This is a genomic window from Brevibacillus sp. FSL L8-0520 (assembly GCF_037963895.1).
GTDB lineage: Bacteria > Bacillota > Bacilli > Brevibacillales > Brevibacillaceae > Brevibacillus > Brevibacillus borstelensis.
Genome location: NZ_CP150171.1, coordinates 1,489,237 through 1,511,167, shown reverse-complemented (window position 1 = coordinate 1,511,167; position 21,931 = coordinate 1,489,237). Strand labels below are relative to the sequence as shown.

The window sequence follows — 21,931 nt, the reverse complement described above, 5'->3', positions numbered from 1 at the left end:
TTTGCCTGCTTTTGGCTATTTGGAGAGGCCTATAAAAACTCATTGAGGGGCTTTAGTGGAGGAGATGAAAAAGGGAGAAAACGGCTCAAGGTTCGGTGGGACACTGCATGGAAGCTACTCTGTCCGGCCGGCTTCCAAAAGCGAAACCGCGTCCAAAAGCAGTATATTCAGGGGGCAACTCAGAGGTTGGACGCTAAAAACGTGTTTCGCTTTTGGAAGTCGGCCTGGATAGTGTCCCAAAGACCTTCGCTGTTTTCTCCCTTTTTCATCTCTACAGCTTTTTTCTTTGGCCGTCTTTTTTTGAGAGCGAATCATGGTGGTTTGCTGTTTGCTCAAATAACTGGATTTGGCTGGCGGTGATTCGCCAACGGCAGCTATGTTTGGGGACGCTTATCAGTTGATTCCACGATTGCAGAAGATAAAGTCAAAAAAAAAAGAATCTACTATTGTTTATTGGAAGATCAGGTGTTGGATAGGAAACGATATGTGATAATTACTTTCATAGATACTTCAACTATTCATTTGGATGTGCTCGCAAGTATGATTGAAGCAAGTCAAAATAATTGGAGGCGTTCAAAATATGGTACAGTCAATCGTTCATATCGCTCTCGTTGTGAAGGATTATGATGAGGCAATCGAGTTTTATACGAAAAAGCTGAATTTCACATTAGTAGAGGACATCTACCAACCAGAGCAAGATAAGCGGTGGGTCGTAGTATCTCCCCCCGGTTCGGCTGGCACGACGTTGTTGCTTGCAAGGGCATCCAAGCCTGAACAAGAGCCCTTTGTCGGAAATCAGACAGGCGGCAGAGTTTTTCTCTTCTTGCATACAGATGATTTTTGGAGAGATTATCATGAAATGGTTTCCAGAGGTATCGAATTTGTGAGAGAACCCAAAGAGCAACCATATGGAATGGTTGCGGTATTTAAGGATCTGTACGGGAACCTGTGGGATTTGCTGGAACTAAAAGATGATCACCCCATTTCTCAAAGAATGAAGCGGGGAGAAGGTTTGTCCTAAACAGAAGCAGTTTATAACGTGAACTATAGTAGGCGGCAATCGTGAGTTTGCCGGATAGCATTGCTCTGCAGGAGATTTCCTGACAGTGAATACTGTCAGCAAGCAAGAAAGCCGCTTGGCCAGCAATCCTGACCGCTTGAGCTCTCGTATTTTATTCAGTCGAGTGCTTAAAATTAAAAGTTAAAAGTTATCGCTTATAAAAAAACACGGGCCCCTGTGTAGGCGACCCGTGTTTTGCATTGTTCTTTTTCATTGTTTCAAAATTCTTCGCCGCTTAGTCCAGCGGCTCGACTTTCATGGCCTCGTCCACCCAGTCCTTTAGCTCGGAGATGGCTTTGTCGGCACGCTCGATGGCCGCTTGCACGCGCTTGCTGCCGGTGCCGCCGAAGACGTCGCGGGCGTCGACCACTGTCCTCACGTCGATGGCTGCATACACGTCCTGCTCAAAATGCGGGCTGTGCTCCTGGTACTCCTCCAGTGTGAGGTCGGCGAGGAATTTGCCCTGGGTGATGCAATACAAGACCAGCTTTCCGATCACCTCGTGCGCCTGGCGGAACGGCATGCCTTTTCGCACCAGGTAGTCTGCGAGGTCTGTCGCGTTGGAGAAATCCTCCTTGACTGCCTGCGCGAGCCGCTCCCGGCGGACTTCCATCGTGCGGACCATCCCCGCGAACAGGGCCAGTGCTCCTTTTACCGTCTCTACGGTGTCAAACATGCCTTCCTTGTCTTCCTGCAGATCCTTGTTGTAGGTGAGCGGCAATCCTTTGAGCACGGTCAAAAGGCCGAACAGATTGCCGTACACTCTGCCGGTTTTTCCGCGCAAGAGCTCGGCCACATCGGGATTTTTCTTCTGCGGCATGATCGAGGAGCCTGTGCAGTACGCGTCGTCCAGCTCGACGAAGCCGAATTCGGTGGACGACCAGAGCACCATCTCTTCGCAGAAGCGGGACAGGTGCATCATCAAAATGGAGGAAGCTCCGAGGAATTCCAGGACGAAATCCCTGTCGCTCACGGCATCCATCGAGTTGTCGTACATGCGTGCAAAGCCCAGTTCTTTGGCGACGAGCTCCCGGTCGATCGGAAACGTCGTGCCGGCCAATGCCCCGGCTCCCAGCGGCAGGATGTCAATCCGTTTGAGCGCATCCTGCAGCCTTTCCGCATCGCGGGCAAACATGCCGAAATACGCGAGCAGGTGATGGGCCAGGAGCACTGGCTGGGCCCGCTGCAGATGAGTGTAGCCGGGAATAATCACGTCCTGATGCTCCCTCGCTGAATCCGTCAAGGCTTGCAGCAGCTCTGTCACCAGCGCGATGATCTGTTTCGTTTCACGGCGCAGATAGAGGTGAATATCTGTCGCCACCTGGTCGTTCCTGGATCGGCCGGTATGCAGCTTGCCGCCCACGGGACCAATCCGTTCGATCAGTTTTTTTTCAATGTTCATGTGGACGTCTTCGTTTTCGACGGAGAACACAAACCGTCCTTCCCGGACATCCTGGAGAATGCCCCGCAGCCCTTCAGAGATCGTGTCAGCGTCCTCCTGCGGTATAATGCCGCAAGCGCCCAGCATCTTGACATGGGCCAGCGAGCCACGGATATCATCTGCCGCCATCTTTTGGTCAAAGCCGATCGAAGCGGTAAATTCCTCGACCAGCTTGTCCGTCGGCTTGGTAAAACGTCCGCCCCATAGTTTCATCCTGCTTCTCTCCTTTTGGTTCAATCGATCAGTGGTTGAGCACCTTCGCCAGGAAGTCTTGCGCCCGGTCCGTTTTCGGGTTGCTGAAAAATTCCTTTGGCTCCGCCACTTCAACAATCTTTCCTTCCGCCATAAAGACGATTTGATTGCATATTTCCTTGGCAAAGCCCATCTCGTGGGTCACGACGGCCATCGTCATACCCGTCGATGCCAGCTTGCGGATGGCATCCAGCACTTCCTTGACCATTTCCGGATCGAGCGCCGATGTGGGCTCGTCGAACAGCATGACCTTCGGGTCCATCGCCAGCGCTCTGGCAATCGCCACGCGCTGCTGCTGCCCGCCCGACAGCTGGCCCGGATAGGAGGCGAATTTGTCACCCAGCCCGAGAGAAGCCAGCAGTTCTTTTCCTTTTTCTTCCGCTTCCTTTTTATTGGCGTTTTTCACATTGACCGGAGCGATCGTGACATTCTCGAGAGCCGTCAAATGCGGATACAGGTTGAACGACTGAAAGACGAATCCGATGTTGGCCCGAAGCTTGTTGATATCCGTTTTTTTGTCATGGACAGAGACGCCGTCGATCAAAATTTCCCCTTCCTGGATATCCTCCAGGGCATTGATCGTGCGGATCAGCGTACTTTTCCCCGCTCCGCTCGGTCCGATCAGGGCAAACACCTGCGACTGCGGAATCTCCAGATCAATATCGTGCAGGACCTTTACCTGCCCGTAGCTTTTGGAGACGTTCCGGATGGAAATCATGAAGCAGTCCTCCTTCTCCTTGTCAAAAGTTATTCCAGCACGCGGTACTTCCGCTCAAAGTAACGAATGATCTGCGAAAGGCTGAATGTAATGACGAAGTACACCGCGGCGATAAACGTCCATACCTCCAGTACGCGGAATGTCGTCGCAACCAGATTGTGTCCGACTAGACTGAGATCGACGACGGCGATGACAGAGGCAAGCGACGAATCTTTGATCAGGATGATGAATTGGGAAGCGAGCGGCGGCAGCACCTTTCGCAAGGCCTGCGGCAAAATGATCAGCTTCATCGCCTGAAAGTAATTCATCCCCGAAGACCGGGCCGCTTCCATCTGCCCTCGCGGCACAGACTGAATTCCAGCCCGTACAATTTCCGCCACGAAGGCGCCGGAGAACACCGCAAGACCGATAACCGCCGACCAAAACGATCCAAGCTTCATAAATTTGCCGAGAACAAAGAAAATCCACAGAAGCAGCACCAACAGCGGAATCCCCCGGATGACCTCTACATAGCTTGCCGCCAAAAACGAGAGGACACGATTGCGGGAGATCCGGCACAAACCGGCTATGATCCCGATCGGTATGCTGATCGCAAGCGACAGCGCGGAGATTTTCAAGGTAACCAATAATCCTTCCATGAAAATGTCGAAATTATCGGTGATGACGCTCCAGTCCATCTGGTAATTCACATGCTCACCCTCCCACTTGCAACATTTTTTCTTGATAAGACAGAGGCGGGAAGAACCAGACGATCGGCTCTTCCCGGCGAGGACAAACCCGTGCTCCTATTTCTTCTGCTCCACATTGCTTCTCCAATCGCTAGAGTTAAACCATTTATCGATGGATGCCTTGTCTTCCGGGCTGTTTTTGTAGGCAGCCAGGAATGTATTCAGCCATTGCAAGGTGGCAAAATCATTCAGTTGAACGGCAATCCCCAGATTTTCCGCAGAGATCAGGTCATAGATGCCTTTGACGCTGTAGTCTTTTTGCGCTTCGTATTCGCGAACCACCACTTCTTCTGTCACGACCCCGTCTGCTTGTCCCTGATTCAGCGCCAGCGCAGCGGAAGCGACGTTTTCAAAGTCCATGACCTGGGCTTGCTTGAAAATTTGCTTAGCCAAAAGGGCTCCTGTCGTGCCTTGCGATACGGCGATTTTTTTGCCTGGCTGATCGAGGTCCTGCCAGGATTTTGTCACGTTGTCCGCTTTCGGTACCATGATGATTTGTCCGGTGGAATAGTAAGGGTCCGAGAAGCTGACAGACAGCGCGCGGTCGCCGCGGATCGTCATGGCGGCAATGGCCATATCGATGTCACCTGTCTGCAGGGCCGGAATCAACCCGCTGAATTTCATTTGCTTGAATTCTACCTCTACGCCCAGCGCCTTCCCGATGGCATTCCCCATGTCGATGTCATAGCCGACAAAGTTCCCATCCTTGTCTTTCATTTCAAACGGCAGATAGGCGACACCGGTACCGATGACCAGCTTCTTTTTCTCTTTCACCCGGTCAAGGGTGGAAGGGACCTGCTGACCCGGTGCAGCAGTTTCCCCAGAACACCCGGCGGCAAGTACGACCAAAAGCAGAGACAACAGAACGATAAGTACTTTTTTCATAGAAACATTCCTTTCCGGCATCAAGCGATCAATTTTAGGGTTATTTAAGGGTAAATACCCTGATATAAGTATTATAAGGAATACTTTGAGTATTTCAACACTTTTTTCACCTCGATTAAAAAAACATAATACTGAATAAATATAAATCATGTACGAATTTTTTTCCATATGACGAAAAAAATAACCGCCCTTTTTATTTGGGCGGTACAAGAGACAGGTGCTTGTTCATTTATTTCAATCGATAGATTTTGCTCGGCCTTCCGCGTGTGGATACTGATTCTTCGCCTATGCATTCCGCGAGGTCCACTTCGCATAAATATGCGACAATTCTCCGTGCATTCCGCTCGTCCAGATGGAGGTGCAGTGCGAGATCCTTGGTCGTAAACTCGCTCCACCCCATTCTCCGGATCAATGCCTCGATCTTGTTGTACGTTCTGACGCTGATATTTCCCTTCTTCAGCTTTTCCAGAAACTCTTGGTCCTGCATGCGGTATGAATACGCAAGCTCCGATTCCAGGCCAGCCGCTTCGATCACGGTGCCATCCTCCTGGACGATGACAATTCCCCGCTCGGCTTTTTCCTTTGACTGCCCAATCGCGCGGCGAGCGTTGACTTCCGCTGTAAACACCGTCTCCCCAAATCCGACGCCGACCGCTACCATCGACTCCGAGACGAGCGACAACTGCCTGATCGTCTCACGCAAAATGTCAATCTCCCGTTCAATCGCTCCCCGGGAGCTGAACACAACGTAGCGTCCATTCCCTTTTTCCAAAAGCGAACCGTTGAGCTTTTCGCACAAATGCAGCAGCGCTTCCTTCAGGCGCAGCTCCAGATGCTGCAGGTGATAGGGGCTTTTCGCTTTCTCCGCGACCCTGTCAAAATGCTCGATCTCGATGATTTCGACCCCGATCTGCGTATCCTTGAAATACAGGGTCCGCACTTTTTCGGCCACGATCCGAAACGTTTGCAAAATCTCCAGTCGTGTCGGGGTAAACCAGTAAACCGGCACTCCCGCCGCTTTCAGACCTCTGTAAATCCCTTCGAAACAGGTGATGGCCCCGTCCGTTTTGCCTTCTCTCCACATCTGCAAATGAAAGTCGAGCAGCTCCTCCGGATTGGTATCTACGTCGTAAATTTTCAGGTAAACGTCGCGATGCTCCATCTCCAGCTGCTGCAGCGCATAATCCAGCTGCGTCTTTTCCAGCTCGTCAATGCTGACCCGCTCCAGAAATCTTCCCTGTTCTTTTGCCATCATCAAAAAACATTTGTAGAGACTCGCTTCCGTATGCTGGACATGCACCATATTTTCCGCACTGCCAAGCTCCTGTCTGGCGATCATATACGACAGCTTCCCCGAGAACAGCCATACATCCACCTGATGATCGTTGGCCTTCACCAGCTCGCGCGTTTCTTGAAACCTCTCGTAGGGATAGGGATAAAAACGCATGTCCTTCTCAAATGCCTTGCCCATATCAATCATCCGTTCCACAGATGGCTGCGGCCCGACGACTCCGATCCTGTGCATACGATACCTACTTTCCCAGTTTCGTAAAAGTACACTAAGTATAATCGATCGCGCTCGATTTCGCTAAACCTCCGTTTGAGACAAAAAGCAAAAGCCGCTTCTCCTTTTGACAAGAGAGCGGCTTATTGCAATTGATCCGTATAGATGCTCCGATATCGATCATGGTAGTAAAGGACTCGCTGGACGTACTGGCGTGTTTCCCCGAACGGAATGTCTTCGATCGTCTCACGCTTGCCGTCCCACTGTTCCCGCATGAGCCAGCTGCTCACCTTGCCCGGTCCGGCATTGTAGGCTGCGATCACTTTCACGACGTCTCCCTCATACCGCTTCTCCAAAAAAGAGAGATACCACGTGCCCATGTTGATATTTGTCACCGGGTCGTACAAATACTTTTCATCCGCTGGCCCCAGACCGGCTTGTTCCGCGATCCACTCCGCCGTATCAGGCATCACCTGCATCAGTCCGATGGCGCCCTTCCTCGATACTCTGTCCGTCTCAAAACCGCTTTCGGAGCGGATCACTGCCAAGATCAGGTACGGGTCTACCTGATAGCGGCTGGACGCCTCCAGGATCTCCTTTTGGTATTTGATCGGGTACATCCATTTCCAGACAATCGGTGAATTGATCAGGAAGAAAACAGCCATCAAAAAAAACAGAAAGACTGCCGCTCGCTTGCTCCTTTTCATGGAGCCGTTTCCGCCTTTAACCGGCCCAGCAGCTGGATTACTTGTTTCTCGGTCTCTTCCCGTGAACCGGTATTGTCGATGACAAAGTCAGCATCAGCCCGTTTTTGCTCAATCGGCAATTGCGCACGCAAACGCTTTTGCGCCTGTTCTTCCTCAAATTCGTCGCGTTCCATCATCCGGGCCAATTGCAGATGGGCGGGGGCGTAGACGACGACAATCTTGTCCACCATATGCTGCAGCTTGCTTTCAAAAAGCAGCGGAATGTCCATAAACACAATCTTGGCGCCGTTTTTCTCCGCTGCCTCCGCCTCCTCGCGCATGACGCGGCGGACTTCAGGGTGAACGATCGCATTCAGCTTTTGACGCTCCGCTTCATCCGAGAAAACAATTTCCCCCAGCTTTTTTCGATCGATCTGTCCCCCTGGGAGCAAAATCTCTTTTCCGAAGTGGCGAACAATGGCTTCATAAGCCGGTTTGCCCAGCTCAACCACTTCACGGGCAATTTGATCCGCATCGATGACAGGTATTCCTTGCTCCCGAAGCATAGCCGTAACCGTGCTTTTTCCAGTGGCTATGCCTCCTGTCAGTCCAAGAATCATCCGCTCACCCTCCTTTTGGCTGCTGAGCCCCTTTTTTTCGCGTGACCGCCGTCTTTTGACAAGCGGGACAAATATGCGTCCCCCTTCCGCCAACGACAAAGCGGATGATTTCCGTACCGCAGTTTACGCATGGCTCTCCCTTGCGTCCGTAAACCAGTAGCGATTGCTGGAACATGCCCATCTCGCCTTGTCCGTTTACGTAAGACTTGACCGAACTGCCTCCTTGCTCGACAGCTTCGGAGAGCGTGGCTACAATCGCCTCGTGCAGCTTCGCTACCTGCTGGGCGGTCAGCTTTCCGGCGGGACGCTCGGGATGTATCCGCGCCCGAAAGAGGGACTCGTCCACATAAATATTCCCCAAACCGACGATACATTCCTGGTTCAGCAGAAGCGGCTTGATTTTTGTTGTCCGCCCCTTGAGCAGACTGCGCAGCACCTCTGGCGTAAACTCCTCTGCCAATGGCTCGACACCGAGCTTGGCAAGCGGACCTTCTACGGTCTCCTTGCCGAGCGGAAAGAGATCCATCGTCCCGAACTGCCGGACGTCGCGATACCGCAGCTCTGTTCCATCGGTAAAATGGAAGATCACATGTGTATGTTTTTCGACGGGCTCATCCGAGCGGTAAAGACCGTAGCGCCCCTCCATCCGCAGGTGAGAGATCAGCACGTCCCGATCCAGTATGAACTGGATAAATTTGGCGCGACGCTTGATCTCATGGATCGTCTGCCCGACGAGCATCGCTTTGAACTCTTCCATATCGTCCGGTCTGCGGATGATTCGCGGCAGCAGTACGCTGACGCTCCCGATTGTTTTTCCCAAGACGAGTTGGCGCAGCGTACGCACCACCGTCTCCACCTCTGGCAATTCCGGCATGGCTCTCCCTCCTCCTGTTGTCTGTTTGTCATGCCTGCGCAAAGCAAAAGCACAGCTTGTCTCTTATGCAGTGAACCCGGCTTGCCGTGTCAGCAGTGGCCTCGGCTTGCCGGCTTGCAGTTGCCCTGGGCACTTCCGCCTCGTTCCTTGTTCGTTCCTTGCTCGTTACTTGGCTTCGTACCAGCTTCGCCCGTAGTTGACATCCACCTTCAGCGGAACCTCCAGCTTCAGGGCGTTTTCCATCACATCGGGGACGAGCTGCTGCATGATGTCCAATTCCTCTGTCGGCACTTCAAAAATCAGTTCGTCATGCACCTGAAGCAGCATGCGGCTCTTCAGGCCTTTTTCCTGCAAGCTCTCCTGCATGCGGATCATCGCCAGCTTGATAATGTCAGCCGCCGTACCCTGGATCGGCGTGTTCATCGCTGTCCGCTCTGCAAAGGAACGCAGGTTGAAGTTGCTGCTCTTGATGTCCGGGAGATACCGTCTGCGATTCAGCAGCGTCGTGACGAACCCGTCTTCCTTGGCCTGCTTGACGATGTCTTCCATGTATCGCTTGACCCCGGAGAAAACGGCGAAGTAACGCTCGATAAACTCTCCGGCTTCTTTGCGGGTAATATTCAAATTCTGAGACAAGCCGTAGTCGCTGATGCCGTAAACAATACCGAAGTTGACGGCCTTTGCTTGGCGCCGCATGAGAGAAGTGACCTCGTCCTCGGAAACGTCAAACACATCCATCGCCGTCCGCGTGTGAATGTCCATTCCTTTTTGGAAAGCGTCGATCAGATTCTCATCCCCCGAGATGTGAGCCAGCACCCGCAGCTCGATCTGGGAGTAGTCCGCCGCCAGCATGAACCATCCTTCCTCGGACGGGATAAACGCCTCCCGTATTTTCCGTCCTTCCTCCAGACGGATCGGGATGTTCTGCAGGTTGGGGTCCGTACTGGACAAGCGGCCAGTCGCTGTCGTCGCCTGGTTGAAAATGGTGTGAACCTTGCCCGTGCCTGGATGGATTTCCTTTGTCAGCCCTTCGATATACGTCGAGCGCAGCTTGCCGAGCTGACGGAAGTGAAGGATCGACTCAATGATCGGATGGTAAGGGGCCAGTTTTTCCAAAACGTCGGCGCTGGTGGACGGCCCCGTCTTTGTTTTTTTCAACACCGGAAGGGCCAGCTTGTCGAACAGGATTTCCCCCAGCTGCTTCGGCGAGTTGATATTAAAAGACGTGCCGGCCAATTCATAGATTTGTCCGGTCAGCTTCTCCAGCTGGGCGTCCAGTTCTTCACCCATTTGCTGCAGCCGCTGCTCGTTTACCTTGACCCCCTGTTTTTCCATCGTGGCCAAAACGAGGCTGAGCGGTCCTTCCATCTGGTCAAGCAATTCATCCAGCTTGCTTGCGCCCATCTCTTCTTTGATCTTCGGTACGCTCTGGTACATGGCGGCAGCCTTCAATGCCACGTGTTCGCTCAGTACATCCGTTTCCGGGACGAGCCGCTTTGCTCCTTTGCCGTAGACCTCTTCGTCCGGCATTACCCGCATATCCGCATAGTGAACGGCAATATCCGACACCTGCGGACTGCTCTCTGCCGCATTGAGCAGGTAAGAAGCCAAATAAATGTCAAAGCCGATGCCGGCCATGTCCAGTCCGTGCCATGCCAATCCGACCGTGTCGCGCTTCCCGTCAAATACCCACTTTTCCTTCGTTTCATCTGCCAGCCACTGGCGGAAAGCGGACCATTCCTTGGCTACATCAAAAGGAATGTAGAGCGAAACGCCTTTTGCAGCAAGACCGAAGCCCAAAATCGGCGCTCGGTGGTAATTTTCTCCGTCCATCTCCACGCAGACCGCCATCGGCGAGGTCAGCTTGTCCTCAAAGCGTTCCGCATCCCCGCTGTAGACCACATCGAAGGCAAACGGAGCGGCATCCCGCTGCTCGCCCTCAACCGCATTGCTTGTTCCTTTTACTTTGGACAAAAGGGATTTGAACTCCATTTTTTTAAAGAATTCAATAACCGAATCGGCTGTATAGCCGGCGTAGGCGGTCTCTTCCACATCCACTTCCACCGGAGCGTCGCGCATGATCGTTGCCAACGCCTTGCTCAGCTTTGCCTTGTCGACGTTTTCCCGCAGGTTTTCTTGCAGCTTTTTGCCCGACACCTTATCAATATTCTCCAGCACCGATTCGACCGAACCGTATTCGTGCAGCAGCTTCAGCGCTGTTTTTTCACCCACCCCGGGCACGCCCGGTATGTTGTCCGAGCTGTCCCCCATCAGTCCCTTCAGATCGATGATCTGCAGCGGCTTCAGGCCGTATTTCTCGGAGATTTCCTGTGGTGTGTACATCTCGATCTCGCTCACGCCTTTGCGCGTCAAGGCGACCGAGACGTTGTCGGAAACAAGCTGCAGCATGTCCTTGTCCCCGGTGATAACCGTCGTTTTCCAATTGTTTTCGTCCGCTCGGAGCGTCAGGGTGCCGATGATGTCATCCGCTTCATACCCTTCCAGCTCAAACCGCTGGATCGAAAATGCGTCCAGCAGCTCGCGTATCAGCGGGAACTGCTCCGACAATTCCGGAGGCGTTTTGCTCCGGCCACCCTTGTACTCGGCAAACTCGCTGTGGCGAAACACCACCTTGCCCGCATCAAACGCAACCAGCACATGGGTCGGCTTCATTTCGTCCAGCACCTTGAGCAGCATGGTGGTAAAGCCCAGTACCGCATTTGTGTGCAATCCCGCTGATGTGGACAAAAGCGGCAAAGCGTAAAACGCCCGGTTGGCGATACTGTTCCCGTCTATCAACACCAAATGGCTCATTTTGTCCGCACCCTCTCACTTTTTTCGCTATCCTTCATCTTACCATAGGGGTCGGATAACGGCAAAGCTCAGGTGTTGCCAAGCAAGTCGGGTAATCGGCGGCTGGCTGACACACACTAAGAGGAAAAAGAAAGGCTGGCGATGCACATGACACTCGATAAACGGGGAAGCCTGCAAAAAACACTCGCGTTCACGATTGCAAGCATGATCGTGTCCATCAGTATGTTGGCGGGAACGACAAGTGCTCAGGATGTCATTGAACGTCCCCCGCTCAAGCCGGTTTCTGGGCCAAAAGCCAATCAGGTCGCGTTTGTCATCGATGACTTTGGCAACAACATGGAGGGAACAGAAGAGATCCTGGCTTTGCCCGTGCCTTTGACGGTGGCTGTCATGCCCTTTCTGCCGAGCACCAAGCGGGACGCGGAGCTTGCCCATGAAAAGGGGCATGATGTGTTTGTCCATTTGCCCATGGAGCCGATGAAAGGAAAGGCGTCCTGGATGGGGCCAGGAGGGATTACCACGAAAATGAGCAACGAGGAGATTCGCAAGCGTGTGGAAAATGCGATTGACGACGTTCCTCATGCAATCGGCATGAATAATCACATGGGCTCCAAGGCGACCGCAGACGAGCGCGTGATGCGAATTGTCCTGCAGGTTTGCAAGGAACGCGGCCTCATTTACCTGGACAGCAAAACCACGGCACGCAGCGTGGCGCAAAAGATCGCAAAGGAGCTGGGCGTTCCTTATCTGGAAAACGGAATATTTCTGGATGACGTCTACACCTTGTCGCACATCACCCGGCAGATGGAGCGGCTGTGCAAACGGATCGACAGCAAAGCCGGACCTGTGCATATTGCGATCGGCCACGTAGGGCCTCCGGGAAAAAAGACGGCCTCCGTCCTGTCCGAGTACATACCGCGGATACAGAAGGAGGCGTCGTTTGTAACGATTTCCATGTTAATTTCGAACGGGATGCCATAAACGTTCCCACCAGGTGCGCTTTTGCTCTCCCATTGATGCACGGCTGCCATCTCCGGCGAGCTCGCCCGTCAGGAGTAGGTATTCGCCAACAGCGTCGCTGATCACCCGGGCCAGCTTTTCCTGCTGCTCGGGATTGGTCAGCATGGTGCGGTCAGCGTAATTGCTAATGAACCCCATCTCCACAATGACAGTCGGACAATAGTCGTGGCGAAGCAGATAGTACGTCCTTCCCTTTACGGGTCGGCTGTTTGTCTTCGCCATCTGATTCATCGCATCCTGAAGCAGGGAGGCGAGCCAGTAGCTTTGTTCATTTTGCTGGTAAATGACCACCGGTCCCCGTCTTCTGCCGTCGGAAGACCAATTGACATGCAGACTGATCATCAGCTGTGGCCTGATCTCTTTGGCCAACTGTCGTCGTTGGGCCAAATCGCGGATATGTCTGGAGGGATTGTTCAACCATTGATTTTCATCGCTCAAGGCAACGTCCCGATCCCGATTGAGGACTGCTCTGTACCCCTGTTCGGTCAAAATCCGATATAAGCGTTTGCCCACCTCCAGATTAATCTCTTTTTCGAAAATCGTGCCGTGAGATGTTCCCGAATCCACACCTCCGTGCCCCACATCGATCAAGACCTGGACATTGGTTAGCGGCACTGCGGCAGCGGGCTCCGGCAGCAAAAGAAGGAAAGCGCTCAGCATCAAAAACAGCCATCGTTTTCTCATAGTGTTAGAATTGCCTCTCACCCGGCCATTCTATCCTTGATCTGGCATCGTACAACGATTGTGAATTTTCCGCAAGGCAGGTACAATAAGATTCATGCGAGCGATTATGACAAGAGGTGCTTCCCATGAACAAGCCGTTAGACAAGCCTTTATTTCCTCCGTATTTGGCCTTATTTTTCGGAGTTTTAGCGATATCGACATCTGCCATTTTCGTCAAGCTGTCTGACGCGCCTTCGCCGATCATTGCGACCTACCGACTCGTTTTCTCGGTCGTCTTGACCCTTCCGCTGCTGTTCTGGAATCGGGGAGCCATAGCGGAAATTGTGCGAATGCCGCGAAAGCAGTGGTTGCTTTGCGCACTGTCCGGCGCATTTTTGGCCAGCCATTTTTTGCTCTGGTTCGAATCGCTCAACTATACATCCGTAGCCAGCTCGACTGTCCTGGTAACCTTGCAGCCGCTGTTCGCCTTTATCGGCGGGTACTTCTTCTTTGGGGAAAAGCTGCGCCCGCTCGCGCTGACAGGCGGCCTGCTCGCCATCGCCGGCAGCTTCGTCATCGGCTGGGGCGACTTTCGCGTCGGGGGCATGGCCCTGTGGGGAGACATCCTCGCTTTGGCCGGAGCCGCTACTGTTACCGGCTACTGGCTGATCGCCCAGTATATTCGCCAATACCTTTCTTCCTTCAGCTATACATTGGTCGTCTACTCGATCACGAGCGTCATCCTGGTGGCGTACGATCTGGCATTCGGGTATTCGCTCACGGGCTATTCTGCAGCGAATTGGGGCTGGTTCTTCTGCCTGGCGCTGTTCCCTACCTTGCTTGGCCACTCGATCCTGAACTGGATCATCAAGTGGCTGAACACGACGACGATCTCCATGGGCATTCTCGGCGAGCCGATCGGAACTGCCATTCTCGCTTATTTTATCCTCGGAGAGGTCGTCACCATGCCGCAGTATGTCGGCGGTCTGATCATTCTGGCCGGTATCTACCTGTTTATCCGCAACAATCAAACATCCAAAGGAGTGGAATCCGGTGAACCAACTGCCTCCCCGCCGAAAAAGCTTGCGTGAGTACGTCAAAGGGTTAAGCGTCTGGGCCAAGATCGGCTGGACGATCTTTCTCGGCTACATCGTCGGCCGTATCGTGTACTGGATCATCAAGGTGTTTTCCTGATCGCTTGACCGCTGCCTACTTTTGTTCGTAAGCTTCATGCCTGGCCGTTATTTCAGCCCCGATTTCCACGATGCCATACGTATAGAGCGGCTGTTTTCGCTTGTCTGTCGGAGAACCGGGGTTGAACAGCAGGATGCCGTTCCTCTCTTCCCATAGCGGAATGTGGGAGTGGCCGAAAATAATCAGATCGACCGTTTGACCGGAGAATGTATCGACGGCCCTTTGCGGGGTCGTCTTTCCTTTTCCGTCCCCGTGGACGACGCCGATCCGCTTTCCTTTTGCTTCCACGATTTCTACCCGGTTCAGCCGGGCTTTGACTTGATCATCGTCTGTATTGCCCCATACTCCGACGACGTGGGCGATCTCGCTTAGCTCCTCGTAAACCTGGAGGGTATTCCAGTCGCCGGCATGGATAATGAGCTCCACTCCGCGCAGTCCTTCGATTAGCGGCTTTGGGAGCGTGTGTCCCCGTTTGGGGAGGTGAGTATCTGATACGACACCGATTTTCATCTGCTTTCTCCTCCACTGCCACTCAACTGGCAGCGTTCAGTAAGACTATTCTTCTTTCTAGCCCCAGGATTTCCATTCCATACATGAAAAAAGAAGGCACAAAAGTCCAGTAAATGGAGCTTCCGTGCCATCGGCTTTTCACTAGATTCCATTGATCAAATCCGTGTTTCTTCTTTTTATAAAACCTTCACTGTCCAACCGAACTTGTCCTCAACCTCGCCGTACTGAATGCCTGTCAGCGTGTCGTACAGCTTCATCGTCAGCTCGCCGACTTCCTGACCGTTGATGAACATTTGATGCTGGTTCCAGTTCAATTCTCCGATCGGGGAAATAACAGCGGCGGTACCGGTTCCGAATGCTTCTTCCAGTTCGCCGTTGGCGTGTGCCTGCTGCAGCTCCTCCATGGAGATGCGCTTTTCATGAACGGGAAGTCCCCAATCCCAGAGCAGCTGGAGTACGGAATTTCTCGTTACGCCGTCGAGAATGCTGCCGTTTAATGCGGGCGTCCAGATTTCCCCTTTGACTTTGAAGAAGACGTTCATCGCGCCGACTTCTTCAATGTACTTGCCTTCGACGCCGTCCAGCCACAGTACTTGCTCGTAGCCCAGAACCTTGGCTTCGGACTGCGCCTTCAAGCTGGCCGCGTAGTTGCCTGCTGTTTTGGCGTTCCCGGTCCCGCCTCTGACAGCCCGCACGTACTTGCTTTCTACGTGGATTTTAACAGGCTTCATGCCTCCAGCGTAGTAAGCCCCTACCGGCGAGAGGATGATGACGAGCTTGTAGGAATGAGAAGGACGGACACCCAAATACGGCTCTGTGGCAATCATGAACGGACGGATGTATAGAGAAGTGCCCGGCGCGGACGGAATCCAGTCCTGGTCAATCTTGATCAGTTCCCGCAATGCCTCCAGGACGAAAGCTTCATCGATCTGCGGCATGTCGATGCGCTCGTTGGACACATTCATTCTGTGCATGTTTTTGTCCGGACGGAACAGAAGGATGTTGTTTTCCCGGGTCCGATACGCTTTTAACCCTTCGAAAACGGACTGGCCGTAGTGAAACACCATGGCTGCCGGATCAAGCGTGAGCGGTGCATACGGCACGATACGCGGATCATGCCAGCCCTTCCCTTCGCTATAGTCCATTACAAACATGTGATCGGTGAAAATCTGGCCAAAGCCCAGCTTGTTGAAATCGGGCTTTTCCTTTTTTTCAGTGGCTAATGAAACCTCAAGCTGTAGGGCCATAGGTCATGCATCTCCCTTTTTATGAAGTACAAGTCAAAATCTTTTATCATGATAATTAAAACACAATTTTCTGCTTTCGGCACCTTTCTTTCCACAAGGCAAACCTTGGGAAGCACAGGCGACAGGAAAATGCCCTAACCCTATTTCCGGCCACAGCAAGGGGTAGTACCAGCGTAGCCTATACAAATCTTTCATTAATGATGTAATCCTGCTCTTCGTTTGTACGCGAAGATTTCCTCGACGGCTCGACGATACCCACCCGCAGCTCGGAACGAATCGCCAATTTCTGCACATACCTTTCGCATGGACGCATCCTTAAACACCCGTTCCGCCGCCTCTCTGAGATCTCCTGCGGTTAAGCCTTCTGGATTTAGGTGGATGCCTGCCCCGAGTTCAGCTACCCTTCGAGCCAAATAAGGCTGGTCAGCACTTTGTGGAAGGACAATCAGCGGCACACCGTAATAAAGGCCTTCACTCGTGCTGTTCATGCCGCCATGCGTGACAAACAATTTGGCGCGCTGCAGTATTTCGAGCTGCGGCACGTAGCTCTGAACAATAAAATTTGCCGGAATGTCTCCCAAATCCAATAGATCGGTTTGTCTGCCAACAGACAGGATCACGGTGTACTTCGTTTCGGCGAAGGCCGCAAAACAAAGTTTGTAAAAATCCACGGCTCGATTGATTACGGTGCCAAGTGAAATATAAATCAGGTGTTCTGTATTTATCGGGGAGAAGTCAAATTGATCGTGTGGGCGGGGCACGATAGACGGTCCAACAAAGTTGTATGTCTCGTCGAATTGTTCTTTATCCGGTTGAAAAAGCTTCGACGTATAAATGATAGTCATTGGCGCGGGATTGCAGAAAATCTCATAGGCAGAACCAACTTGCACATTGTATTTCGCTTGCACATGACTCCGCAGCTCTTGATACTCCTGTTGCGAACGTCTAATATCGTTCTCTGGAAATTTGCGTGAAAGGCTATCTTGCAGACGGTCAAAGCTATCTTGCTGCATTGCAAAACTGCTACATGAGCTGATTGCCGGCAGGTCGAGTATTTGTGCAAGCAAACGCCCACAGCCGAACATCGAGTCATGAATGAGGTAATCAAAATGGTCTCCTTTTGTTTGAGTAAGGAGACTGGGAATGACGATGTCGGCGGTGCGCAATAGCCCGCCCACTCGGGCCCAAGGATTTCGTCCCCCGGCAAGGAACGCTTCTACAAATTTGTTTCCATCGAACGTGATCACCTCTGCGCCCGTTGGCTCTACGCGATCACGATATTGTTCCGCTGTAAAGTAAACCACTTCTTCGCCTCGACGGATAAGTTCTTGAACAACGCCGAGGGTTGGATTGATATGTCCTTCCGAACCTCCGTTGATGAACAAAACGCGTGCCATAGTCATCACCTTTCATCATGAAGTACACAGCTCCAGGCGCAACCTATTTGCGTCGTCGCCACCACTATACATTCACTAACGCTCAATCCCCTCCATACGAAGGTTATTGATTAATTGTAGAACCCACTCTTCGTCAAAACGGAGTTTGTCCAACCTATGCCGGAACCAGATCAAATTGTAGTGTCGTTCCGCATCGGGCATCATTTCGTCTTTGCTCACATTCTCCACCCGTTCTTCTTCATGGCGGATCTCAAACCGCAGGTAATCCTTGTACTGGTGCAAAATCAAGAACTGCAGTTCTCTGCTGATCATGTCAAAATTTGAAAACTTGGTATAAAAATGCAACTCATAATCCGGCGAGTATGGAATCGGTTCTTCCATTAGCTGAAAAAAGCGGCGTCTGCCATCCTCCGTTATTCTGTACATTTTTTTCTTCTTTCCTCTTCCCTGCCGGACACCTTCCTGCTGTTCATCGGGGACCTGCTCGATCAGCCCATCTGCAACCAGGCTATGAATAAGCGGATACAGCACCCCCCAGCTGATTTTTCTCGTAGGTCCGATAATCCCGTTCAAAATCGTGTGCAGCAAATACCCATGCATCGGAGATCCCGTCAATTCGCCTAGTATGAACAATTCGGTCAAGCTTATGGCCTCCTTAATCGATTGATCTGCCTCCATTATATCTAAAAAATATAATATCACAATATATTTTTTTGTTATAAAAGACGCCCAAGAGGTGCAGAAGAACAAAAAAAGAGGCGTCCCCAAAACGAAAAAACGCTTTGAGAACAACCTCTCGCTTCTTGAAATATGCCAGCCATTACGCTGCCGCTTTTTGCTTTTCTTCCGCGGCGCCTTGTTTCTTCGGCTTTTTGTGCAGGAAGTAAATCAGCGGAATCGAGCAGAAAATGGGGATGGATGAAATCAGCATCGCGTCGGCAATGCCGCGCACGGTTGCTTCCTTTATGATCATCCCCATCAGCACGGAGCTGGCTCCGCCTTGCGCTGTTGCCGCATCTACGCCCGCCTGGGTAAACATGCCGGTCAAGCCTCTGATAAAGTCAGCAGCTGCCGTAGATGTGATGGTAATGCTTTCGGAAATCGTCGCAGAGTGGAAGTTCGTCCGAGTCGTCATGACCATCGTCAAGAGCGCGATCCCGAAGGAGCTCATCACCTGCCGGATCACGTTGGACAAGGACGAGGCTTTCCCTACGATCATCCGGGGGACGGCGTTCATCCCTACGGTTGACAGCGTCATCATGCACAATCCGATTCCCAGACCGCGAATCGTCAGGATCGTATTGAGCCAATGGTGCGGCGTATCCGCCTCCAGATTGTGCAGCTCAAATGTCGTGATCCCCATGACTGTCAAACCTACCAGGGCAATCGGACCGATTCCGTATTTGTCAAACAGCTTCCCGCTGATCGGCATCATGATGGCCATCGCGATTGATTGGGGCATGAGCAGCAAGCCTGAATCCATCGCCGACATGCCCTGGATGTTTTGCAGGAAGATCGGCATCATGAAGATCCCGCCCATCATCCCCATCATGACGAAGCTTGAAGTGATCACGCTGAGCGTAAACACCGGTATTTTAAACAGACTCAGATCAAGCAGTGGCTGCTCCTTGCCAAGCTCCACCCATACGAACAGAGCCAGACTGGAAAAAGCGATGAAAAACAGGCTGACAATGAAGAAGGAGCTCCATCCTTCCGACTGGCCTTTGCTGAGCGCCAGAAGCAGGGTCCCAAAAGCGATGATCGACAGAATCGCTCCCGGGTAATCAAACTTCAGATCAGGCTTCTTCTCCGTTTCCTTCAACAGGGCGCTGCTCATGATAATCGCGAAAATGCCCACAGGGACGCTGACCAGGAACAGAAAATGCCAGTTGAGGTATTGGATCAAATATCCGCCGAGCGTCGGCCCTACAGCAGGGGCCACCATCGAAGCGATCCCGAACAAACCGAGCGCCATCCCGATTTTTTCCCGGGGGACGATCATGTAAATCATCGACATCCCGATCGGCATGATCAACCCCCCGCTCAGACCTTGAATGATGCGGAAGGCGATCATACTCGTGTCGCTCCAGGCCATCGCGCACAAGACGGAGGATGCCGTAAACGCGATCAGCGAGATCAGGAAGACCCGTTTGTATCCGAATTTGTCGCCGAGGGAACCGCTCATGGGAATGACAACGGCGTTGGCAAGCATGTATCCCGTCAATACCCATTGGATCGTATCAGTGGTTGAACCGAATACGTTTACCAGCGTTGGCAAGGCGACGTTGATCAGACTGTTGTTCAAGATAGCAACGAAAGTCCCCATGAGGATGGCCAGAAGTGTAATCCACATTCCGCCACTCCCGCCGTCCTTTTGCTGTGTCGCTGCTTCCGCCATTTTTATCACCTCCGCTAGTTGACGATTACTTTGCTGCCTTCGGCCAATGAATCAGTCGGTGTCAGCACCAGACGGTCGTTTTGGTTCACACCTTGCGTGACACTCGTCCATTCGCCCGATGTTTCTCCTACAGAGACTTCCACCTGATGAACGACATCCTGGTCTACTTTGAAAACGTAATGTTTATTGTCTTTCGTTACGATAGAAGAAGCGGGCACTTTCCAAGAGTTGGATGCTTCTGCCTGATTCGGCAGGTACACCTCGGCAAGCATGCCGGCGCGCAGCTCGCCGTCTTTATTGTCTACCGTTACTTTGATTGGGAAAGAGCTGCTGTTGGCGTCAGAGATCGGGCTGACGAACTCTACGGTTCCCTTCAGCACCTTTCCGCCAAGACTGTTAACCTTCACATCGACCGGGGCGCCTACCTTGATCTGGTTGATCTGCTCTTGCGGAACGCTCGCTTCCACTTTTACCCGGTCCATGTTGACCAGTACGAGGAGCGGCGCGCCCGGCTGTGCCATTTCACCCGGATCGATGTTTTTCTTGGCGACGATACCGGAAATCGGCGATTGGATCATCGTGTTTTGATAAGTGTTTTTCGCCAGCTCCAGGCTGGATTGCAGGCGGCTCACCTCAGCCTGCAGGGCTGCTATTGTATTGGAGGTAGGTCCCTCCTTGGCCAAATCGTATTGGGCCTGTGCCTGGTCGAGGGCTGTCCTTGCCTTTTCCAGATCGAGTGTAGTCTTTTCGTACTCGGCTTGGGAAATCGCGCCCGAGTCAAACAACGCCTTCATCCGGTTGGCTGTATTTTCAGCCACCTGCAGCGTAGCTTTTGCCTGCTCCACACCGCTTGCCAGGCGTTGCAGCTCTTGTGTCCGCGCTCCTGCCTGGGTGTCATGCAGCCGCGCTTGTGCGCTCGCGATCGCGGCTTCGGCTTGCTTCATTTGCTCCAGGTAATCTGTCGCCTCCAGCGTTACGAGGATATCGCCTTTTTTTACGACAGAGCCTTCTTTTACATTGACCTGTGCTACTTTTCCGGACAGCTTGGAGACGACTTGAATTTCATCAGCTGCTGCTATTTTACCGTTGGAGATCGCACTGGTTCCGGCCATGTCCGCTTTCCATACCTTTACAACCGGAGCGCTTTCTGATGGTCCGGCTGAAGACGGCTCACTGCATCCAGCCGCAATCAGCGAAACGGCTGCCAATACGGTACCCAGCGTCTTCCATTGTCTCGCTTTATTCATGTTTTTACATCTCCTTCACGTGCACTTTGATTTCTGCGTTCAGTCCGGCGGCCAGATGAAGCCCAGCGGTATCGTCGATCGCGATTTTGATCGGAATGCGCTGGGTGACTTTGGTAAAGTTGCCGCTTGTGCTAACAGCAGGCATCAACGAAAAAGTGGAGTTTGTCGCTTGGCCGATCTCGATCAAGTGTCCAAGCAGCTTGGTTTTCGGATAGGCATCCAGCACAATGTCCACTTTTTGTCCCAGTTTCAGCCGGTTGAGCTCTGTTTCCTCCACATTGGCAGAAACGTACAGCTTGGATTCGTCAACGACCATGGCGATGGATTGACCCGGGGAAACAACCTCCCCTTCCTTTGCCAGCGTTTTGATCACCGTACCTGTAATGGGTGCGCGAAGAAGAGCATTTTCCAGAAGATTGGTCGTCAGATTGGTCGTATCCTGTTGCCCTACGATTTGATCGGCAACGACCGTATCGCCATCCGCAATGGAAAGCTTCTGGAGCTTTCCGGCAATACGCGGCATAACGCGGTAAATGTCTCCGCTGATTCGTGCGTCTTCGGTAGTAACGTAATGACTGCCTTGATACCAGTAGTAATAGCCGATGCCTCCTCCCGCTGCCACCACCAGGAGCAAGATGACATACAAAATGATTTTTCGCTTCATGGTTTCTCC

The 21,931-nt window shown here is 52.4% G+C and carries 21 protein-coding genes; 4 read left to right on the top strand and 17 right to left on the bottom strand.

What is annotated here, in order from left to right:
* Positions 1-580 precede the first annotated feature (580 nt).
* Positions 581-1,021, top strand: a complete 441-nt coding sequence (locus NSQ24_RS07690) for a VOC family protein (RefSeq protein ID WP_003387958.1) — start codon at positions 581-583, stop codon at positions 1,019-1,021.
* Positions 1,022-1,295: 274 nt separating this feature from the next.
* Here NSQ24_RS07690 and argH read toward each other — a convergent pair whose 3' ends face one another.
* The 9 genes from argH to polA all read right to left on the bottom strand — a co-directional run bounded on the left by argH (position 1,296) and on the right by polA (position 11,582).
* Positions 1,296-2,714, bottom strand: coding sequence for an argininosuccinate lyase (argH, locus tag NSQ24_RS07685; RefSeq protein ID WP_327927672.1), 1,419 nt, complete (start codon positions 2,712-2,714; stop codon positions 1,296-1,298).
* A gap of 28 nt (positions 2,715-2,742) precedes the next feature.
* Positions 2,743-3,471 (bottom strand): amino acid ABC transporter ATP-binding protein, encoded by a 729-nt coding sequence (locus tag NSQ24_RS07680; protein WP_031932247.1) that lies wholly within the window; start codon positions 3,469-3,471, stop codon positions 2,743-2,745.
* Between the two features lie 29 nt (positions 3,472-3,500).
* A complete protein-coding gene (locus NSQ24_RS07675; protein ID WP_003387961.1) occupies positions 3,501-4,160 on the bottom strand; it encodes an amino acid ABC transporter permease in 660 nt (219 codons plus the stop codon).
* Between the two features lie 96 nt (positions 4,161-4,256).
* Positions 4,257-5,084: a transporter substrate-binding domain-containing protein gene (locus NSQ24_RS07670; RefSeq protein ID WP_003387962.1), complete on the bottom strand. Its 828-nt coding sequence runs from the start codon at positions 5,082-5,084 to the stop codon at positions 4,257-4,259.
* 229 nt (positions 5,085-5,313) lie between these two features.
* Positions 5,314-6,609: a hypothetical protein gene (locus tag NSQ24_RS07665; RefSeq protein ID WP_003387963.1), complete on the bottom strand. Its 1,296-nt coding sequence runs from the start codon at positions 6,607-6,609 to the stop codon at positions 5,314-5,316.
* A gap of 122 nt (positions 6,610-6,731) precedes the next feature.
* Positions 6,732-7,295 (bottom strand): lytic transglycosylase domain-containing protein, encoded by a 564-nt coding sequence (locus NSQ24_RS07660; protein WP_039071172.1) that lies wholly within the window; start codon positions 7,293-7,295, stop codon positions 6,732-6,734.
* The gene (gene coaE / locus NSQ24_RS07655; RefSeq protein ID WP_003387965.1) at positions 7,292-7,894 is read right to left on the bottom strand and encodes a dephospho-CoA kinase; all 603 of its coding nucleotides are present in this window, start codon (positions 7,892-7,894) and stop codon (positions 7,292-7,294) included. The genes NSQ24_RS07660 and coaE overlap by 4 nt, the downstream gene beginning before the upstream one ends.
* Before the next feature lie 4 nt (positions 7,895-7,898).
* Positions 7,899-8,768: a DNA-formamidopyrimidine glycosylase gene (gene mutM, locus NSQ24_RS07650; protein ID WP_003387967.1), complete on the bottom strand. Its 870-nt coding sequence runs from the start codon at positions 8,766-8,768 to the stop codon at positions 7,899-7,901.
* 165 nt (positions 8,769-8,933) lie between these two features.
* A complete protein-coding gene (polA, locus tag NSQ24_RS07645) occupies positions 8,934-11,582 on the bottom strand; it encodes a DNA polymerase I (RefSeq protein ID WP_339167556.1) in 2,649 nt (882 codons plus the stop codon).
* 141 nt (positions 11,583-11,723) lie between these two features.
* On the opposite strand from polA, the gene NSQ24_RS07640 reads away from it, so the two are divergent.
* Positions 11,724-12,563: a divergent polysaccharide deacetylase family protein gene (locus tag NSQ24_RS07640; RefSeq protein WP_024983181.1), complete on the top strand. Its 840-nt coding sequence runs from the start codon at positions 11,724-11,726 to the stop codon at positions 12,561-12,563.
* Here NSQ24_RS07640 and NSQ24_RS07635 read toward each other — a convergent pair.
* Positions 12,540-13,286, bottom strand: a complete 747-nt coding sequence (locus NSQ24_RS07635; RefSeq protein WP_003387970.1) for an N-acetylmuramoyl-L-alanine amidase — start codon at positions 13,284-13,286, stop codon at positions 12,540-12,542. The two genes, NSQ24_RS07640 and NSQ24_RS07635, sit on opposite strands and share 24 nt — an antisense overlap.
* 125 nt (positions 13,287-13,411) lie before the next feature.
* Between NSQ24_RS07635 and NSQ24_RS07630 the strand changes: the two genes are divergently transcribed.
* Positions 13,412-14,356 (top strand): DMT family transporter, encoded by a 945-nt coding sequence (locus tag NSQ24_RS07630; protein ID WP_003387971.1) that lies wholly within the window; start codon positions 13,412-13,414, stop codon positions 14,354-14,356.
* Complete coding sequence (locus NSQ24_RS07625) at positions 14,319-14,459, top strand: hypothetical protein (RefSeq protein WP_155807931.1); 141 nt, start codon at positions 14,319-14,321, stop codon at positions 14,457-14,459. The genes NSQ24_RS07630 and NSQ24_RS07625 overlap by 38 nt, the downstream gene beginning before the upstream one ends.
* 15 nt (positions 14,460-14,474) lie before the next feature.
* Here NSQ24_RS07625 and NSQ24_RS07620 read toward each other — a convergent pair whose 3' ends face one another.
* The 7 genes from NSQ24_RS07620 to NSQ24_RS07590 form a co-directional block, all read right to left on the bottom strand.
* Positions 14,475-14,969, bottom strand: coding sequence for a metallophosphoesterase family protein (locus NSQ24_RS07620; protein WP_003387972.1), 495 nt, complete (start codon positions 14,967-14,969; stop codon positions 14,475-14,477).
* Between the two features lie 176 nt (positions 14,970-15,145).
* Entirely contained in the window at positions 15,146-16,216 is a 1,071-nt protein-coding gene (locus tag NSQ24_RS07615; RefSeq protein WP_172921041.1) for a branched-chain amino acid aminotransferase, read from the bottom strand.
* 194 nt (positions 16,217-16,410) lie between these two features.
* Positions 16,411-17,613 carry a macrolide family glycosyltransferase gene (locus NSQ24_RS07610; RefSeq protein ID WP_003387974.1) on the bottom strand — a complete coding sequence of 401 codons (1,203 nt, stop codon included), beginning with the start codon at positions 17,611-17,613 and terminating at the stop codon, positions 16,411-16,413.
* 75 nt (positions 17,614-17,688) lie between these two features.
* Entirely contained in the window at positions 17,689-18,255 is a 567-nt protein-coding gene (locus tag NSQ24_RS07605) for a PadR family transcriptional regulator (RefSeq protein WP_003387975.1), read from the bottom strand.
* 178 nt (positions 18,256-18,433) lie between these two features.
* Entirely contained in the window at positions 18,434-20,011 is a 1,578-nt protein-coding gene (locus NSQ24_RS07600) for a DHA2 family efflux MFS transporter permease subunit (RefSeq protein WP_003387976.1), read from the bottom strand.
* Between the two features lie 14 nt (positions 20,012-20,025).
* Positions 20,026-21,258 (bottom strand): efflux RND transporter periplasmic adaptor subunit, encoded by a 1,233-nt coding sequence (locus NSQ24_RS07595; protein WP_024983179.1) that lies wholly within the window; start codon positions 21,256-21,258, stop codon positions 20,026-20,028.
* Between the two features lie 4 nt (positions 21,259-21,262).
* Complete coding sequence (locus NSQ24_RS07590; RefSeq protein WP_024983178.1) at positions 21,263-21,922, bottom strand: efflux RND transporter periplasmic adaptor subunit; 660 nt, start codon at positions 21,920-21,922, stop codon at positions 21,263-21,265.
* Between the last annotated feature and the right edge of the window lie 9 nt (positions 21,923-21,931).

Coding starts and splice junctions, on each gene's coding strand:
- NSQ24_RS07680 (WP_031932247.1), bottom strand. CDS start 3,471: ATGATTTCCATCCGGAACGTCTCCAAAAGCTACGGGCAGGTAAAGGTC.
- NSQ24_RS07665 (WP_003387963.1), bottom strand. CDS start 6,609: ATGCACAGGATCGGAGTCGTCGGGCCGCAGCCATCTGTGGAACGGATG.
- NSQ24_RS07670 (WP_003387962.1), bottom strand. CDS start 5,084: ATGAAAAAAGTACTTATCGTTCTGTTGTCTCTGCTTTTGGTCGTACTT.
- polA (WP_339167556.1), bottom strand. CDS start 11,582: ATGAGCCATTTGGTGTTGATAGACGGGAACAGTATCGCCAACCGGGCG.
- coaE (WP_003387965.1), bottom strand. CDS start 7,894: ATGATTCTTGGACTGACAGGAGGCATAGCCACTGGAAAAAGCACGGTT.
- NSQ24_RS07690 (WP_003387958.1), top strand. CDS start 581: ATGGTACAGTCAATCGTTCATATCGCTCTCGTTGTGAAGGATTATGAT.
- NSQ24_RS07610 (WP_003387974.1), bottom strand. CDS start 17,613: ATGGCACGCGTTTTGTTCATCAACGGAGGTTCGGAAGGACATATCAAT.
- NSQ24_RS07600 (WP_003387976.1), bottom strand. CDS start 20,011: ATGGCGGAAGCAGCGACACAGCAAAAGGACGGCGGGAGTGGCGGAATG.
- NSQ24_RS07640 (WP_024983181.1), top strand. CDS start 11,724: ATGCACATGACACTCGATAAACGGGGAAGCCTGCAAAAAACACTCGCG.
- NSQ24_RS07620 (WP_003387972.1), bottom strand. CDS start 14,969: ATGAAAATCGGTGTCGTATCAGATACTCACCTCCCCAAACGGGGACAC.
- NSQ24_RS07630 (WP_003387971.1), top strand. CDS start 13,412: ATGAACAAGCCGTTAGACAAGCCTTTATTTCCTCCGTATTTGGCCTTA.
- mutM (WP_003387967.1), bottom strand. CDS start 8,768: ATGCCGGAATTGCCAGAGGTGGAGACGGTGGTGCGTACGCTGCGCCAA.
- argH (WP_327927672.1), bottom strand. CDS start 2,714: ATGAAACTATGGGGCGGACGTTTTACCAAGCCGACGGACAAGCTGGTC.
- NSQ24_RS07595 (WP_024983179.1), bottom strand. CDS start 21,258: ATGAATAAAGCGAGACAATGGAAGACGCTGGGTACCGTATTGGCAGCC.
- NSQ24_RS07590 (WP_024983178.1), bottom strand. CDS start 21,922: ATGAAGCGAAAAATCATTTTGTATGTCATCTTGCTCCTGGTGGTGGCA.
- NSQ24_RS07635 (WP_003387970.1), bottom strand. CDS start 13,286: ATGAGAAAACGATGGCTGTTTTTGATGCTGAGCGCTTTCCTTCTTTTG.
- NSQ24_RS07660 (WP_039071172.1), bottom strand. CDS start 7,295: ATGAAAAGGAGCAAGCGAGCGGCAGTCTTTCTGTTTTTTTTGATGGCT.
- NSQ24_RS07615 (WP_172921041.1), bottom strand. CDS start 16,216: ATGGCCCTACAGCTTGAGGTTTCATTAGCCACTGAAAAAAAGGAAAAG.